The sequence below is a fragment of the Pseudomonas morbosilactucae genome, from assembly GCF_023241665.1.
Classification (GTDB): domain Bacteria; phylum Pseudomonadota; class Gammaproteobacteria; order Pseudomonadales; family Pseudomonadaceae; genus Aquipseudomonas; species Aquipseudomonas morbosilactucae.
In genome coordinates, this window is sequence record NZ_JALQCX010000051.1 from 133,318 (window position 1) to 150,148 (window position 16,831).

Sequence of the window (16,831 nt, forward strand, 5' to 3'; positions counted from 1 at the left end):
GTCACAGGCGCACGCCCGGGAATTGCGCGTCCAACAGCGGATGGCAAGCGTCCTTGGCCGACAGGTTCCGCACCGGCAGCGGCCAGTTGATGGCCAAGGCCGGGTCGCTCACCGACAGCCCGGCTTCATGCTCCGGGGCGTAGTCGGCATCGGTGAAGTACAGCACTTCACTGTCCTCTTCGAGGGCCTGGAAGCCGTGGGCAAAACCACGGGGGATCAGCAGGCTGCGTCCATCATCGGCGCGCAGCTCTTCGGCATGCCATTGCAGGAAGGTCGACGACTCGGGACGCAAGTCCACCGCCACGTCCCAGATCGCGCCCCGCAGACAGGTAATCAGCTTGGCTTCGGCAAACCCGGCCTGCTGAAAGTGCAGGCCACGCACACTGCCGCGTTCCGAGGTCCGCGAGTGGTTGATCTGGCGAATATCGAAAGAACGTCCTTCCAGGGTCAGGCGAGTCTGGCAAAACAGTCGAGCGAAACGTCCGCGCTCGTCGCTGAAGACCTTTTGCTGGATCAGATAAAGCCCTTCCAGGCGCAATGCCTGGAGCTTGACTTCATTCATGCTCGTTCCTTGTAGAGATTCAATTGGTTGAGGCTGACCACACGCATGTCTTCACCTGCGCGCCAAGCCAGGTGCCAGTCCAGGGTCTGCTCCAGGCATTGCTGCAACGACCAGCGCGGCTGCCAGGCCAGGCGCTGGCGGGCACGACTGCTGTCCAGGCGTAGCAATCCAGCCTCATGCAGGTCACTGGGTTCGACCCTCAGCCCTGGGGATTCGGGCCAACGCTGGGCCAGCAATTCCACCACCTCGCCGACGCTGCACATGTCCGCCTCGCCCGGGCCGAAGTTCCACGCCCCGTTGAACGCCGGCCCCTGCTCATACAGGCCGGCGGCCAGTTGCAGGTAGCCGGCCAGGGGCTCCAGGGCATGCTGCCAAGGGCGGACCGCTTGGGGATAACGCAAGGTCACCGGCTCCCCTGCCGACCAGGCCTGGAGCACATCGGGAATCAAGCGTTCAGGGGCAAAGTCGCCGCCGCCCAAGACATTTCCCGCCCGTGCCGTGGCCAGGGCCAGGCCGTGCTCGGCATGGCGCTCGGGGGCAAAAAACGAAGCGGCGTAAGACTGTGCCAGCAACTCGCAGCAGGCCTTGCTGCTGCTATAGGGATCGTGACCGCCCAGGGCTTCGTTTTCCCGATAGGGCCAGAGCCATTCCTGATTGGCGTAGACCTTGTCGGTGGTCACCAGCACACAGGCACGCACGCCACCGACCTGACGAATCGCCTCAAGCAGGTTGAGGGTGCCCATGACATTGCTGGAGTAGGTGCCAAGAGGGTCTCGATAACCTTCACGCACCAGGGGCTGGGCCGCCAGGTGCAGGACGATTTCCGGCTGGGTCTCGGCGATCAGCTCAAGCAAGGCACCCAGGTCTCGCAGGTCACCGCGCTGGTCATTGAGGCCCTCGGCCACGCGGGCCAATTCGAACAGGCTTGGGGTGGTCGACGGGTCCAGGGCAAAGCCCGTGACCTCGGCCCCCAGGCTCTGCAACCACAGGGCCAGCCAACTGCCCTTGAAGCCGGTATGACCGGTGAGCAAGACACGCTTGCCCTGCCAGAACGCCGGGCTCAGTCCCATTGTTTCCATGGGGCCTCCCCGCTCTGCCACAACTGTTCCAGATGATTCTTGTCGCGCAGGGTGTCCATGGGTTGCCAGAAACCGCCGTGTTCAAAGGCGTGCAACTGCCCTTCCTTGGCCAGGCGTTCCAGGGGAGCCGCCTCCCAACTGACGTGGTCACCGTCGATGTAACTCAGCACCTTGGGCGACAGGACAAAAAAGCCGCCGTTGATCCAGCCACCATCGCCCCGGGGTTTTTCCGTGAAGCCCAGCACCTGGTCGCCGCTGCGCTCCAGAGCGCCGTAGCGGCCCGGCGGCTGCACCGAGGTCACCGTCGCCAACTTGCCGTGGGCCTGGTGGAAGTCCAAGAGTGCGCGGATATTCAAATCAGATACGCCATCGCCGTAGGTGAAGCAAAACGCCGGATCATCCTGCAGGTACCGCGCGGCACGCCGCAGGCGCCCACCGGTCATGGTTTCCTCGCCGGTGTCGATCAGGGTCACGCTCCACGGCTCGCTGTAGTTCTGATGCACGTCCATGCGGTTGTTGCGCATGTCGAAGGTCACATCGGAGGTGTGCAGGAAGTAGTTGGCGAAGAAGTCCTTGATTGCGTAGCCCTTGTAGCCCAGGCAGATGACGAAGTCGTGGATTCCGTGGGCGGAGTACTGCTTCATGATGTGCCAAAGAATTGGCTTGCCGCCGATCTCGATCATCGGCTTGGGCTTGAGGTGCGACTCTTCGCTGATTCGCGTACCGAGACCACCTGCCAGAATTACTGCCTTCATCGCTGTCCTCTTGCTCCGTGTACGGCCCACTCAGCCTGGCAGGGCTGCGCGGGGCGCCCGCTGCACATCATTGACCGGCCACCTGCACCGCGACGCGATGAAGGTTTTATGGCGATATCAGGCAGGCTTGCAGGAAGTGCGCCAATTGCAGGCGGGGCGCACCTTGAGGAGGCAGCGGAAGATGGGGCGCGTTGAACGCGCCCTTCACACAAGGGAAAAGAACAGCCGAAAAGGCCTCAAGCACGCCCTGAATACCCGGCGAGCCCCTCAGGCATTCAGGACAACAACGCCCCATCAGTCCGGCAACCAGCCCCACAGCCAGTGCTGCAGATTGTCGCTGCGCAGCATGAAGTCACGGTGCACCGCCTCACGCAACTCATCGCCCATGCGGTAGCTGGCCTCGGGATCGGCCAGGTGCATGCGAATCGCCTGCAACCATTCCTCAGTGCTGTTGCTATGGACCTTGGTGCACGGCAGGAAGCCACGATAAGCCTCGGTGTCGGTGCAGATCACCGGGTAACCACAGGCGCCGTACTCCAGCAGGCGCAGGTTGCTTTTACAGTCGTTGAAGATATGGAACTCCAACGGCGCCAACGCCAGGTCGAGGTTCAGGCTGGCCAGCTTGAAGGGGTAGTTGCGCAAGGAAATCGAGGCGTGGAACTCATGCACGTAGGGCCGCAAACCCTCAGGGCACATACCGAAGAACACCCACTCCACCTCATCGGCCAACTCACGCACCACGTCGGCGATAAGCTCCAGGTCGCCGGTATGGCTGGTGCCTCCGCCCCAGCCAACCCGCGGTTTACTGGACGTGCCACGGCGGCTTTTCAAGCCCGCCCAGGGCTCCGGCGACAGCATGTTGGGCACCACGCGAATATCGCTGTGCATGCTCGACAAGGCATCCGCCAGGGGCTGGGTGGTCACCACCACCCGATCACACAAGGCAATGCCCCGGCGTAGCAAATCTTCGGTGTTCACCGGCTTGTTGCGAGCGTGAGAATTCTTCTTCGGTGCGTTGACGATGTAGTCGTCGATTTCAAAAATGCGCAACGCACTGGAGTACTTTTTCATCCGCAGAATATCGTCAGCCGCACCTTCGCTGTAGCGCCCCTGAAGCACAATGGTATCGGGGGCAATGCGCTCGATCTCCACGGTCGACGGCGACTCGTAGGCGACCCGGGCAATCACCCGCCCCGCCGCCTCCAGCGCCGTCAGCGGGCCGGTGACCCGGTAATGCCCCACAGCAGAGTCGTTCACCGGCAAGCCAAGAATCAACGGCAAGCTCCGACTGCAGAACGGGCTCCAGTTGTTGCGCAACGAGGGTTCCAGGCTAAAGCTGGAAAAGCCCAGGCTGAGGGCCGGGTTATAGGCCGGATCGCGGGCGACCTTGGGCATCCACTGGTGATAAAAGGCATCATGCTCGGCCTCTTGCACTTGCAAGGTGCCTGGGGCCTGGTCGACCGTGGTATCAGGGCCGAGGATCAGGCTGGCATAAGGGGTCCAAACCACCAGGTAGCCGTTACGGTCGACCCGCAGGCACAAATCAGTGTCGCTGAGGCCGAGGGTGAAACGCACTTCATCCAGGCCTCCGACGCTGTCGAACACCTCTTTGCGCACCATCAGGCAATCGCGACTGACCGCACTCCAATTCTGTGCCACCTGCAAGCGCTGCATGTAGCCACGCGCGGTGGCGGTGTCGCCGGCAAACGGCGTACCCACCGGCCCCGCCAGGCCGAGGATCTGCCCGGCATGGGCGATGGAGCCATCAGCCGCCAGCAGCTTGGCCCCCACTACACCGACTTCCGGACGCTGGGCATGGTTGAGCAGCTCGTCCAGCCAATCGGCCGCGCAGATCACGCTGCGCGCACTGAGCAGCAGCAAGTAATCACCACGGGCCTGGCCAGCGGCGAAGTTGCCGATGGCCGCGTCATTCAGCACACCGGCATACGGCAGCACCCGCAGCATGGCCGCGTCCAACTGCGCCATGGCGGCCAGCCAGTCGCCCATGGCCGGGTTGGACCGATCGCTGGCCACCAGCAGAATTTCGTAGCGGCTGTAGGCCGTCTTTTCGATCAGCCCTTCAATGCAACGCTGCAGCGACGCCAGGGAATCGCCACAGCGAATGATGATCGACACCAACGGACGACTCGCATGCAGGTAGTCAATGCGGTTGAGCAACGGCAAGTCGCCAAGACGAATCCGGTGCTCGGCACCGATGCGTGACAGGTGTGCACTGACCAGCCGTGCGCTGCCCTCGACGACGTCGGGCAGAGACAGCCATTGGGCAAAGTCGAAGACGGACTCAAGCTGGATCTCCGCGATGTGCTCCACACACTGCGGGCCCGCCTCTTCCACCAGGCGCCAGAGCAGGTCATGGGGCGCCAGTTCGCCCTGCTGGGAATCAAACCCACCCATGGCCATAAAGCGCTCACGCTGGAAGGCCAGGGTCCGCCCGACATAGGGATAAGAGCGCATCAGGTCGACATTGAAGTCCGGCTTGAATACAGGGTCCGTGGAGCCCACCTCGGCCAAGGCGCCCTCATCGCTGTAAGCGCAGAGCATGCCCGGGGTGTTGGCAATACGCTCAGCCAGCACCAGCAACGCCGACTCCTGCAAGCGGTCACCGGCCTGCAACAAGTAGAACCAGTGACTGCCTTCCAGCTGCGGCAGCAGGCCGTTGAGTTGCTGCGCCCAATTATCCGCCAAGGGCAACTGCACCACCCGCGCATCCATCTCGAACACTGCGTCAGACAGCAGCAGCACCGCCGGCGGCTGATACAGTTGCCCAGCGATGCTTTCCAGTGTCTGGCGCAGTGCTACCGCATCGCCACCCCGATCAATCACCACCGGCACAATCTGCGGACGCATGCTCCAACTGCCGATGCGCTGATCCAAATGGCGTTGCTCGACCGCCGAGAACCGGCGCACGGCCAGCCACTCACGATAGAACTCCTGGTAACTCTGGGCCTCACAACCTACCCGCCCTTCGATCACCGTGGTGCGATTGCCCAGGACTCGGCCTACACCGACTTCCTGCCATTGCCGTGGCTGCTCGGCAGCCTTACGCAGCTCAACGTATCGCACCCAGCCGCTGGCCGGTGCCGACTCGCCGTTGCGCACCGCCAGCATCTGCTGGATCCACTCCCATTCGGTGGTCCTCGCCTTGAGCATTTCCGGGGTATTGCTCAGACGCTCAGGGTACAAGCGCTCGGTGCTCAACACCGTGTTCAAGGCCGCCAGGTTGCCCCGCCGCATCAGACAGACGAACAGGGCAAAATCCAGCAACCCGTAGAAACCAGCGCCGTCCTGAATGACCGCTGGCAGCAGTTCCAGCACATCCGCGCGACGCATCAACGCCGAACTGAAATTGCCGAGGAAGTTACGCGGCGACAGTTCGAAAATCGCCAACATATCATCGCCCTTGAGCACGGCATCGGTCGGCACAAAGCGGCAGTTGGTGATCCGCGACGGCAAAATGAAATTGCCGGCGTCGCCAAAAATCCGCAGGCCGAACACCAGGTTGACCTCGGGGTGCTCTGCCAACACCTGCGCTTGCAGCTCAATGCAGGGCGCAAACAGACGATCATCGTCGCAGAGGATCTTGATCAACTCGCCCTGTGCCAACTCCACCGCCCGCAGCACATTGCCTTGCAGACCGAGCCGTTGCGGATTGCGCACATAACGAATGGGGTGAGGCGCCCCCGCCAGGTCGTCGACGATCTGGCGGATTTCATCACCGACACTGTCATCACAGACCAGGATTTCCAGGGACGGGTAACTTTGCGCCAAGGCACTTTCCAGGGCCTGGCGGAAGAAACGCGGATTGAACGCCGGGATGACGATACTGACGAGCGGAGTGTGGTTCACGTAGAAAAACTCTCGAGCGGCGAGCCCCTGCCGGTGATCCGGCAAAGGCCCCAGAACCGCTTGGAAAAGACGGTTGGCGGCTCGACAGCGCTATGCGAGGGCAAGCGCTGTTTGACGACGGACTCAGACCTTGTTGAACAGGCCCAATTGCGCGATTTTGCTGAACGCCAGTTGCGAGGCCTGCAGCATGGTTTGCTGCAGGGTCAAGCGGGTCATCACTTCTGCCGGGTCGGAATCACGGATCGCCGACTGGGTCTGGGTGTTGGCCGCACGCAGGCTGGCGTTGGTTTCCACCTGAGTGTCCAGGGACTGGCCGCGACCACCCACCGAACTCAAGCCATTGCTGACCTGATCAGTACCGGCGGCCAAGTTAGCCATCCCCGTATCCAGGGCCGCGACCAGCTTCTGCTTGGCAACCGGATCACCGTTGATGGGTGTCGACAGTGCGGTGCGCAACTGGCTGATGGTATCCAGAATGTTTTGGGTCTGGTGATTGTTCACCGCCACCGAAAACTGGTCATTTTGGTTCGGAGTACCGGTCAGGGTAAACGTCACCCCTGCAGCGACGACGGTGTCCGGCGGTGTGCCGGTCAACGGGCCATTGGCAATCGGCTTGCTCGACGACGTGAGGGGGGACGCGTAAAGCTCGAACGTGTCGCCCGCGCCGATCTTCAGAATCGCCCCACCATTCGGGAAGGCTGCGTTGTAGGCCGCAGAATCGGTAACTTCAGTGCTGAGGATCTGCGCCGTGCTCGGGTTACCCGGGCTACGGGAGGCGTTAAAGCTGTCGGGCTTGGCTTCCAGCGTGAAAACCTTGCCATCGAGCACTGTCGCCGGATCATCACCTGTTTGCAGGTTGACGTTCAGTCGAATGTCCACCCCACGGAAGCTCACGGTCTGCGAGTCGGCGCCACCGTCCGCCTTGAAAATCCCGTTGGCGCTGGCATCCGAGGTCACATCATTGAGAGCGGCATCCTGGATCTTCAACTGGTTACCGTTGGTCACGGTGATGGTATAGGGCGCACCGCTACGAAACGCGGAGTTATAGGAGGCGCTGTTGCCAACCTGGCCATCGGACAACACTAGACGCCCGTCATCCACCTGCCCCGTTGGCAGGCTGATCTGGGTACGACTGGTGTTGATTGCCTGCTGGAACACATCCCAGCCTGTGCTGTTGGTGGCCATGGTCATGCCATCGCCCACGGGCAGGCTGAGGCTGGTCTGGTCACCGTTGTAGCTGTAGGTGCCGTCGGAGTTGCGGCTGAACGGCGGGGTATCGCTCTTGGAACCGGCGAAGATGTACTTGCCGTTTTCGTCCTGGGTGTTCATCAGGCTGAGCAGTTGCTCTTCGATCTGACCGAGTTCAGCAGCGTTGGACAGACGGTCGGCATCGGTGAACCCGGCGTTGCCGGAGCTGACCGCCAGCTCACGGGCGCGCTGCAACACGTTGGTGATGCTGGTCATGGCCGCTTCGGCCTGGCCCAGGGTGGCCTTGATGGTGGTGGTGTTGGCGTCGTACTGATTCAACAGCGAGGCTTGCTGGCCCAGTTGCAGCAGTCGCGAGGCACCTACCGGATCATCGGCCGCGGTGTTGACGCGAACCAGGCTGCTGGCCTCTTCGCTGCTCTTGACCACGTTGGCGAAGTTCTTCTGGTAGTTGGCAGCCGAAGACTCGTAAAACTGGGCGGTGGAAATGCGCATGGGTTACGACTCCTTAAAGGCTGTTGATCAGCGTGCTGAAAATTTCCTGCGCAGCCTTGATGATCTGCGAAGAGGCTGTGTAGTACTGCTGGTATTTGACCAGGTTGCCGGTTTCTTCATCCAGGTCGACCCCGGACAGGGAGTCCCGGGCGCTCTTGGCGTTGGCCAGGATGCTCTCGGTGGCGGCGCTGTCGAGCTTGCCCTGGCTGGCCTTGGCGCCGACGTTTTCCACCAGCTTGCCGTAGGCGTCCACCAAGGTGATGCCTTTACTCGCCGAACCAGTGTCCACGGTCTGCTTGGTCTGCAGGTTAGCCAGGGCCAGGCCGTTACGGTTGTCGGTGGAGCCCGCACCGTTAACCGAGATGCTCATGGAATCACCGCTCGCTGGCGAGCCGGCGACGGTCATGGCCACGGTGAAGGTCTTCTGCACCGCTGGAGTGCCGCCATCGGTGATCGGCGCACCGGTGGCATCGACCATGTTGATCTGCAGGTTCAGGGTATTGCTCTGGCCCGGCACAATGGAGCCGCTGCCCATCAGCACGCCCTTGGCGTCGTAGTACTTGTAGCCCTGGCTGCCGCTGGCGGCATCATCGAACACCAGCTTGACCGGACCCGAGTTCTGGATCGCCGTCTGCATCTCGATTTTTGCCGCACTGTCGTAGATATCCACCGGCACCGTCAGCGAAGGCTGGGCAGCGATGGTCAGGGAGCCCTGGGCGCCAGGCAGGATTTCAGCCTTCAACGGCGCGGCAACCGCCAGACGCTTGGCGTCGGTCATCTCGGTCTGGATGGTGGTGGCGGCGTTGCGAGTCGGGGTGATCTTGAAGCTGTCACCGGCAACCGAACTGCCACTGAACACCATGGAGATACCGTCGATCACCGGCGCCGGGTTCGGCGGTGGCGTCGTGGTGAAGGTGCCCATGTTAGTGCCGTCGGAACGCTTGACCGAATAATCGGTGGCGGTGGTGAAGGTCACCTGGTAGTCGTAGGTGGTCAGCTTGCCAGTGTCTTCAATGGTGACCGCGAAGTTGCCCGAGGTCGGATCGTTGCCGTTGCTGGCAATGCTGCGCTGGTTGACCAGCGCGGCGCTGTTGATGTCGTTGAACAGGTTGCCGCCAAACTCACCGTTCTTGTCGATGCCTTGGGCCATCTGGCTGTTCATCTGGTCGGCGATCACCAGGGCCACGCGCCCCAGTTCATTCATCGCCGGGTCCAGCACTTCACTGCGATAACGCAACAGGCCGCCGATTTCACCGCCGGTGGTCACCGAAGTGATGTCGATGGTGCTGGAGCCGCGATTGAGTTGCAGGGCGGAACGACTTGGGTCGGTCTTGCCGGCCACCACTTCCAGGGTGTTGGAGGTGTTGCCCATGACCAGCGGCTGGCCGCTGCCCAGGTACAGGTCAACGTTGGAACCGCGCTCCGATACCTGCACCCCGATAAAGGTCGACAGCTGGCGTACGGTCTCGTTACGCGCGTCGAGCAGGTCGTTAGGCATGCCCGAGCCGCTGCTCGATACTTCGGAAATTTTCTGGTTCAACTGAGCCACGGTCGCCGCCAGCTTGTTGACCTGATCGGCCATGCTGGTGAGGTTGCCGTTGATGCTCGCGTTCTGCGCATTGAGCTGGGTCGACACCGAGTTGAAACGGTTGCTCAAGGCCTGGGCGTCGCTGAGCAGCAACTGCCGGGCGGCCTCGTCGGTCGGCTTGGCGTTGAGGTTCTGCACCGAGGCGAAAAATTTGGTCAGGGCGCCGTTGATGCCGGTGCCGCTGTCCGACAGCAACTGATCCACCGGCGTGACCTGCCCCAGGTAGGCCGCCGCGTCGCTGTTCAGGGAAGTGGTGGTCTGCAGCTGGGCGTCGATGTAGCTGTTGTAAACCCGACGCACATCGGCCAGGGTCGTGCCGCTGCCGATGAAGACGTTGCCATACTGGTTCGAGGCCTTGGTGCCCTGCACGGTTTGCTGACGCGAGTAACCGGCGGTGTCGGCGTTGGCAATGTTGTTACCCGTGGTCATCAACGACGTTTGGCTGGCGGACAGCCCCGACATCCCGATATTGAGCAAACTCATGATTCAGACCTTATAAATTCGTGGAGGCGCTCGCCGCAGCGTAGTTCTGGTAGTTCTTCATCTGTTTGGCTATCTGCGAGATCTTGCTTGCGTAGTCCGGGTCGGTTGCATACCCGGCTTTCTGCAACTCACGTACAAACTGTTCTGGTTTATCGGCAGCCTTCAACACTTCTTGATAGCGATTGTTGCTCTGCAACAAGGTCACCAAGTCATGGAAGCTGTCCTGGTAGGAATCGTAGGAACGGAACGCTGCCGTCTCCTTGACCATCTCGCCATTTCGGAACTCGCTGGTGATCGCCCGGGCCTGCGCGCCCTTCCAACTGCTGCCGGCCTTGATGCCGAACAGGTTGTGACTGCTACTGCCATCCTGCTGACGCATGACCGATTTACCCCAACCGGTTTCCAAGGCTGCCTGGGCCACCAAGTAACGCGGATCGACCCCAATGCGCTCGGCCGCTTCCTTGGCCATGGGCAGCATGGTGGCGACGAACTCGTCGGAGGAACTGAAGGCTTTCTTCGCCGGAGCCAACGGTGGCTGGGCCACGGCGCGGCTGTAAATCTGCAGCGAGTTGCGAGATGCGCCACGCCCCAGGGCAGCCAGTGACTCGCCTTTGATCACGGCATCGGTGGCAGTCGTGGTGCGACCTGGCGCGGCATTTTTTGCCGCAGCGTCGGTAGCAGCCGAAGGCACAATGCCCGCCAACAAACGATCCGTCAGCTTGCTGGGCAGGGAAATTCGCCGCTGGTTAAGCAAGGCCATGTCGTTGTGACTGGTTCCGGAAGTCTGCGGATCCACCGCGCGGGACGCCCATAGCGGACGCTGGCCGTTGACCCGGGTCAGCGGACCGCCCAAGGCCGTGGTCCCCGCAGCAATGGCCGTGGGCGTCGCCACCGGCGCCTCACTACTGGCTCCCGGCAAGGCGGCCGTAGTGCCCGGCACCGCCGGCTTGTTCTTCATCATCTGGCGCATCAGCACGTCGGCCAGGCCGATACCACCACCCTCACGCGACAGCGACACCGCCAGTTGCTGGTCGTACATTTCCTGGTACTGCTTGGCCGCTGGCGTATTGAGCGGGTTGTCCTTGCCCAGGGCCTCGGTGGCCGAACGCATGGACTTGAGCATTTCCCCCAGGAACAGCGACTCGAACTCCTGCGCCACCTTGCGCATGTTGCCTTCGCTGTTCTTGTCGCCGACCTTTAGCTGGTTAAGCCGGTTGAGGTCGGAGTAAGCCCCCGAATCCCCACTGCCAAGCACACCGCCCTTGCGAATATCCATGGCCTCTACCTCAAATCACAATCAGGTCGGCTTGCAACGCGCCAGCCTGTTTCAGTGCCTCGAGGATCGCCATCAAGTCACCTGGCGCCGCACCCACCTGATTCACCGCTCGAACGATTTCATCCAGAGTGGTGCCGGGGCCGAACTTGAACATCGGCTTGGCTTCCTGCTGAGCGTTGACCCGCGAGCGAGGCACTACTGCAGTCTCGCCATTGGACAGAGGCCCGGGCTGGCTGACGATCGGGTCTTCGGTAATGGTCACGGTCAAGCTGCCGTGGGTCACGGCGGCCGGCGACACCTTGACGTTCTGGCCGATCACGATGGTGCCCGTGCGCGAGTTGATAATGACCTTGGCCACGGCCTGGCCTGGATCGATCTCCAGGTTTTCCAGGATCGACAGGTAGTCGACACGCTGGCTCGGGTCCAGGGGCGCCGTGACGCGGATCGAACCGCCGTCGATGGCCTGGGCCACGCCAGGGCCGAGCATGTCGTTGATCTTGTCGACGATGCGCTTGGCAGTAGTGAAGTCCGAACGGTTGAGGTTCAGGGTCAGGCTGTTGCCCTGGTTGAAACCACTGGGCACGGCACGCTCCACCGAGGCCCCGCCAGGAATTCGACCCGCCGACGGAACGTTGACGGTGATCTTCGAACCGTCACGACCCTCGGCATCGAAGCCGCCCACCACTAGGTTGCCCTGGGCGATGGCGTAAACGTTGCCGTCGATACCTTTGAGCGGCGTCAGCAGCAGGGTGCCGCCACGCAGGCTCTTGGAGTTACCGATAGACGATACCGTGATATCCACCTGCTGGCCCGGCTTGGCAAACGCCGGCAAATCAGCACTGATCGACACCGCCGCGACGTTCTTCAACTGCACGTTGCCGGAACCGGCCGGCACCTTGATGCCGAACTGCGACAGCATGTTGTTGAAGGTCTGCAGGGTAAACGGGGTCTGGGTGGTCTGGTCACCCGTACCGTTTAGCCCCACCACCAAGCCATAGCCGATCAATTGGTTGGAACGTACGCCCGAAATACTGGCGATGTCCTTCAACCGCTCGGCCTGAACGCCCAGGGAAGTGGACAGCAACAACACGGCCGCCATCAGGTGCTTGAAATTCAACGTGGCCACCTAGAAAGGGAAAAGCGGGCTGAGGAAGAAACGGTCGAACCAGCCAGGCTGATTCGCATCGGCAAACGAACCGGTGCCCGAGTAGGTGATGCGCGCATCGGCCACACGGGTCGACGACACGGTGTTGTCGGTGGCGATATCGTCAGCCCGGACCAGGCCGGCAATCCGCACCAGCTCATCACCGGTGTTGAGGGTCATCCACTTCTCGCCCCGCACGGCGATGATGCCGTTGGGCAAAACGTCCGCTACCGTCACTGTGATCGAGCCGGTCAGGCTGTTGCTCTGGGCGGCCTTGCTATCGCCCTTGGTAGCACGGTTGCCGCTGTAGCCGGCATCCAGGCTCAGGTTACCGTCGCTCAACGGGTCGTTGACGTTAGGCACAGCACCGAACAGCGAGGTCAGGCCAATGCTGTTGGTGCTGGTCTTGGTCAAGGCCGAGTTCGCGCCTTTACTGGCCGCGGTCCTCTCGTTCAGGGTGATGGTGATGATGTCACCGACCCGGAACGCCTTGCGGTCACCGTAGAGGTTCTGCTCAAAACCGGCCTGGTAGATCGAACCGTTGTTGGCGGCCGCAGGCAATGGCGTACGCGCAACACTGGCGCGTAGTAAGGGTCATTGGGTTTTGGCGGCGGCGAGACACAACCCGCAAGCACGGCAATCCCACTCAGTGCTAGAAGACAAACGTACCGATTCATGACCCTTCCTCACGGTGTTGCAGGCGCGCCATTGAGATTCATGGCCGCCTCAAAGACTTGATTACAGATTCTGCGTTACGAACGAGAGCATCTGGTCGGCGGTGGAGATCACCTTGGAGTTCATCTCGTAGGCACGTTGAGTGGTGATCATGTTGACCATCTCTTCAACGGTGCTGACGTTGGAGGTTTCCAGGGTGTTCTGCAGCGTGGTGCCGAAGCCGTTCAGGCCCGGCGTGCCGATTTGCGGCGCGCCGCTGGCGGCAGTTTCCAAGAACAGGTTGTTACCCACGGCTTGCAGGCCGGCCGGGTTAATGAAGTCGGCGGTCTGCAGGTTGCCGATCACCTGGGAAGCCGGGTTGCCGGCGATGGTGATGGACACGGTGCCGTCTTGGCCCACGGTGAAGGTCTGGGCATCGTTAGGCACGACGATCGCAGGCTCCAGGGCGAAACCGTTGGCCGTTACGATCTGGCCGTTGGAGTCGAGGTGGAAAGTGCCGTCACGGGTGTAGGAAGTCGTGCCATCGGGCTGCAGGATCTGGAAGAAACCGCGACCGTTGACCGCCATGTCCAGCGGCTGCTCGGTGGTCTGCAGGCTGCCGGCGGTGAAGTTCTTCTGGGTGCCGACAATGCGCACACCGGTACCCACTTGCAGGCCCGACGGCAGTTCGCTGTCCTGGGTGGACTGAGCACCCGGCTGACGTTTGATCTGGTACAGCAGGTCCTGGAACTCGGCGCGATCACGTTTGAAACCCGTGGTCGACACGTTGGCCAAGTTGTTGGAAATCACGGTCAGGTTGGTGTCCTGGGCGGACAGACCGGTTTTGGCAACCCATAGAGCCGGAAGCATTCGATTCTCCTCGCGCGCCTGTTTTACGGCGCTACGTACTGGTAATTAGCTGATCTGCAAGACCCGAGCCATGGCCTGGTCGTCTTCTTTAGCGGTGTTCATCATCTTGATGTGCAATTCGAATTGCTTGGACAAGGCCAGGACCGAGGTCATCTCTTCCACAGCGTTGACGTTGCTCGACTCCAGGAACCCCGAGACCAGTTGCACGTTGGCATCGACAGGGGCCGGTTGGCCGTCCTTGGTCTTGATCGAACCGTCCAGGCCCTTGGTCATGCTCTTCAGGTCCGGATTGACCAGTTTGATGCGGTCAACCTCGGCCATGACTCGCGGCCCTTCGCCCATGGCGCGGATGCTGATGGTGCCGTCTTGGCCGACTTCGACCTTCTGCTCCGGCGGCACGGCGATCGGACCGCCATTGCCCATCACCGGCATGCCGTTGCCGGCACGCAGCACACCCAGGGCGTCGACATTCAGGCTGCCAGTGCGCACATAGCTTTCCGAGCCATCGGCGCCCTGCACGGCGATCCAGCCATTGCCGCTGACGGCCACATCCAGGTCACGCCCGGTTTCCACCAAGGACCCCGGAGTGAAGTCGGTCGCTGGACGTTCGCTCATGGCGAAGGCCCGCGCCGGAAAGCTGTCACCGAACACCGGCATCGAGCGGGCCTGTTCCAGGTCACGCTGAAAACCGTTGGTGGAGATGTTCGCCAGATTGTTGGCATGAGCCTTCTGCGCCAGTGCGTTCTGGCTGGCGCCGGTCATTGCCACGTAAAGGTACTTGTCCACAGTCTTTCCTCTATCTGCCGGACGTTTGCCGCCCACCGCTGTACTGATGAGCCATAAGCAATAAGCGCACCAACTTGATTTCCATGCGTTCGCACCCAAGCGGGCCAGGCCTTTGCAAGGATCGGGCGATTTTTCAGGCGCACACCCGAGACGGAAAAACGGCGGACTTATGCCGCTTACGGCAAGTAACCTCCCTGATACACAGGGCCGACTCGCCGCCCTCCGTCACCCTTCGCCTGCCGCCCCCTTGCCCAGGTCATATTCACGCAGCTTGTTGGCGATGGTGGTATGGGACACGCCCAGCCGCTTGCCCAGTTGGCGGCTGCTGGGGTGCTCGGCGTACAAGGCCTCCAGCACGGCCTTTTCGAAACGCCCGACAATCTCATCCAGGCCGCCGTCCAGGGAGAATTCGCCAAGGGGCTGACGCACGCCGTAATCGGGCAAGCGGATGTGCTCGGCCTTGACGGTGCCGCCCTCACACAAAGACACCGCCTGGAACAGCACGTTTTCCAACTGCCGCACGTTGCCCGGCCAGTGATAGTGGCCCAGGCGCTCCAGGGCCGCTGGCGCCAGTTTCGGCAAGGCACAGCCAATCTGTCGGCTGGCCTGGTCAAGGAAGTGTTCCACCAGTGGCGGCAAACCGTCGAGGCATTCGCGCAAGGGCGGAATATGCAGGGACAGCACGTTGAGCCGGTGGTACAAATCCTGGCGAAATTCGCCCCGGGCGCAGAGCTCCGACAGGTCCACCTGGGTCGCGCAGATCACCCGCACATCCAGGAACACCTCTTCGTCACTGCCCACTCGGCGAAAGCAACCGTCTTGCAGAAAGCGCAGCAGCTTGACCTGCAAGCGCGGGCTCATCTCGCCAACGCCATCGAGAAACAGGGTGCCGCCCGCCGTCAGCTCCAACAGCCCCAGCTTGCCTTCAGCTCGAGCGCCCTCGAACGCCCCCGGGCCATACCCGAACAACTCGGTCTCGGCCATGGATTCCGGCAAGCCGGCGCAGTTGAGCGCCATCAATGGCGACTGCCCCCGCGGGCTGGCCAGGTGGCAGGCACGGGCCAGTAACTCCTTGCCGGTGCCGGTCTCACCCTCGATCAGCAAGGGCGCGTCCAGCGGCGCCATGCGCCGCGCTTCCCGAACCACCGCGGCCATGACTTTGGAGCTCTGGAAAATGCTGTCGAAGCCACGCAACTCTTGCTTGCGCACGTTATAGATGCGCTCACCGACCCGATCCGCCCGGTGCAGCGTCAGCACCGCACCGGCCATGGCCTCGCTGTCATCGTGCTCGGATTGCAAGGGCGCGATATCCGCCAGGAACACGTCACCCTTGACCTTGACCCGCATGCCATTGATCCGCGACTGGTTGGCCCGCACCAGCTGGGGCAAGTCAAAGTCCTCGGCATAACGGGAGAGCGGGATACCCGGCACCTCATCGACCCGCACCCCGAGCAACTGCGCCGCCGCCCGGTTGGCGGCAACAATGCAACCACCCATGTCAATGGACAGCACCGGAAACTCCAGCGCCCCCAGCAGAGCGTTGAGCTCCATGTGCCGGCGCTCGCTGGGCATCAAACCCACACGCTTGACCCCAAACACCCCGGCGATGGACTCGAATTTCGGACGCAGGGCCTGGAACTGCAGGTTGATCAGGTTCGGACAGTACAAATAAATGGCATTGCCGTGCTCACCGCCCACTTCGCCGCGAGCCACGTTGATGCCGTACTCCACCAACAGGTTGAGCATGTCGCGCAGGATGCCGATGCGGTTCTGGCAGTGAACTTTGATACGCATAGAGAGAAGGCCCAAGAGAGTGGGAAGGAGCAGGCATGGGAAAAAGGCGGTCCGACGGCGATGTTTTTACGGGAGGACGCAGAAAGTCGTCAAGATTACGTGACAGCCATAGCCTTTTCCAAAGCGCCCAGCCTCGACATTCCGGGCACGAGGAGTATTTCGTAACGAAAACTTTACGAAAAATCATTCAACGGTACGATCAGGCCCCTCAAGACCTGCTGCGCCGAGGGGCACCCTGGGGTATCTCTAGGGTCACACATAACAAGAACGCA

Annotated in this window: 11 protein-coding genes and 1 pseudogene; all 12 read right to left on the bottom strand. The window is 61.8% G+C overall.

Annotation, left to right across the window (positions count from 1 at the left end; translation table 11 throughout):
- Position 1 precedes the first annotated feature (1 nt).
- On the bottom strand, positions 2-562 hold the full coding sequence (gene rfbC / locus M1B35_RS24890; RefSeq protein WP_123330067.1) for a dTDP-4-dehydrorhamnose 3,5-epimerase: 561 nt from the start codon (positions 560-562) through the stop codon (positions 2-4).
- A complete protein-coding gene (gene rfbG, locus M1B35_RS24895) occupies positions 559-1,641 on the bottom strand; it encodes a CDP-glucose 4,6-dehydratase (RefSeq protein WP_123330065.1) in 1,083 nt (360 codons plus the stop codon). The genes rfbC and rfbG overlap by 4 nt, the downstream gene beginning before the upstream one ends.
- Entirely contained in the window at positions 1,623-2,396 is a 774-nt protein-coding gene (gene rfbF, locus M1B35_RS24900) for a glucose-1-phosphate cytidylyltransferase (protein ID WP_123330063.1), read from the bottom strand. The genes rfbG and rfbF overlap by 19 nt, the downstream gene beginning before the upstream one ends.
- A gap of 294 nt (positions 2,397-2,690) precedes the next feature.
- Positions 2,691-6,263 carry a glycosyltransferase gene (locus M1B35_RS24905; RefSeq protein WP_268263380.1) on the bottom strand — a complete coding sequence of 1,191 codons (3,573 nt, stop codon included), beginning with the start codon at positions 6,261-6,263 and terminating at the stop codon, positions 2,691-2,693.
- A gap of 123 nt (positions 6,264-6,386) precedes the next feature.
- A complete protein-coding gene (locus tag M1B35_RS24910) occupies positions 6,387-7,964 on the bottom strand; it encodes a flagellar hook-associated protein 3 (protein ID WP_123330061.1) in 1,578 nt (525 codons plus the stop codon).
- A gap of 13 nt (positions 7,965-7,977) precedes the next feature.
- Positions 7,978-10,035 carry a flagellar hook-associated protein FlgK gene (gene flgK / locus M1B35_RS24915; protein WP_123330059.1) on the bottom strand — a complete coding sequence of 686 codons (2,058 nt, stop codon included), beginning with the start codon at positions 10,033-10,035 and terminating at the stop codon, positions 7,978-7,980.
- 10 nt (positions 10,036-10,045) lie between these two features.
- Positions 10,046-11,311, bottom strand: a complete 1,266-nt coding sequence (gene flgJ, locus M1B35_RS24920; RefSeq protein WP_268263381.1) for a flagellar assembly peptidoglycan hydrolase FlgJ — start codon at positions 11,309-11,311, stop codon at positions 10,046-10,048.
- 10 nt (positions 11,312-11,321) lie between these two features.
- A complete protein-coding gene (locus M1B35_RS24925) occupies positions 11,322-12,410 on the bottom strand; it encodes a flagellar basal body P-ring protein FlgI (protein ID WP_123334290.1) in 1,089 nt (362 codons plus the stop codon).
- A 27-nt stretch (positions 12,411-12,437) separates the two neighbouring features.
- A pseudogene (flgH, locus tag M1B35_RS24930) lies at positions 12,438-13,132 on the bottom strand (flagellar basal body L-ring protein FlgH).
- Between the two features lie 61 nt (positions 13,133-13,193).
- On the bottom strand, positions 13,194-13,979 hold the full coding sequence (gene flgG, locus M1B35_RS24935; protein WP_123330053.1) for a flagellar basal-body rod protein FlgG: 786 nt from the start codon (positions 13,977-13,979) through the stop codon (positions 13,194-13,196).
- Positions 13,980-14,024: 45 nt separating this feature from the next.
- Positions 14,025-14,765, bottom strand: a complete 741-nt coding sequence (locus M1B35_RS24940) for a flagellar basal body rod protein FlgF (RefSeq protein ID WP_123330052.1) — start codon at positions 14,763-14,765, stop codon at positions 14,025-14,027.
- Positions 14,766-14,990: 225 nt separating this feature from the next.
- A complete protein-coding gene (locus M1B35_RS24945; protein WP_268263382.1) occupies positions 14,991-16,559 on the bottom strand; it encodes a sigma-54-dependent transcriptional regulator in 1,569 nt (522 codons plus the stop codon).
- Positions 16,560-16,831 lie beyond the last annotated feature (272 nt).

Excerpts from the sequence above, each read along its gene's own strand:
- M1B35_RS24925 (WP_123334290.1), bottom strand. The coding sequence starts at position 12,410 with ATGGCGGCCGTGTTGTTGCTGTCCACTTCCCTGGGCGTTCAGGCCGAG.
- flgJ (WP_268263381.1), bottom strand. The coding sequence starts at position 11,311 with ATGGATATTCGCAAGGGCGGTGTGCTTGGCAGTGGGGATTCGGGGGCT.
- M1B35_RS24945 (WP_268263382.1), bottom strand. The coding sequence starts at position 16,559 with ATGCGTATCAAAGTTCACTGCCAGAACCGCATCGGCATCCTGCGCGAC.
- M1B35_RS24910 (WP_123330061.1), bottom strand. The coding sequence starts at position 7,964 with ATGCGCATTTCCACCGCCCAGTTTTACGAGTCTTCGGCTGCCAACTAC.
- rfbF (WP_123330063.1), bottom strand. The coding sequence starts at position 2,396 with ATGAAGGCAGTAATTCTGGCAGGTGGTCTCGGTACGCGAATCAGCGAA.
- rfbG (WP_123330065.1), bottom strand. The coding sequence starts at position 1,641 with ATGGAAACAATGGGACTGAGCCCGGCGTTCTGGCAGGGCAAGCGTGTC.
- rfbC (WP_123330067.1), bottom strand. The coding sequence starts at position 562 with ATGAATGAAGTCAAGCTCCAGGCATTGCGCCTGGAAGGGCTTTATCTG.
- flgG (WP_123330053.1), bottom strand. The coding sequence starts at position 13,979 with ATGCTTCCGGCTCTATGGGTTGCCAAAACCGGTCTGTCCGCCCAGGAC.
- flgK (WP_123330059.1), bottom strand. The coding sequence starts at position 10,035 with ATGAGTTTGCTCAATATCGGGATGTCGGGGCTGTCCGCCAGCCAAACG.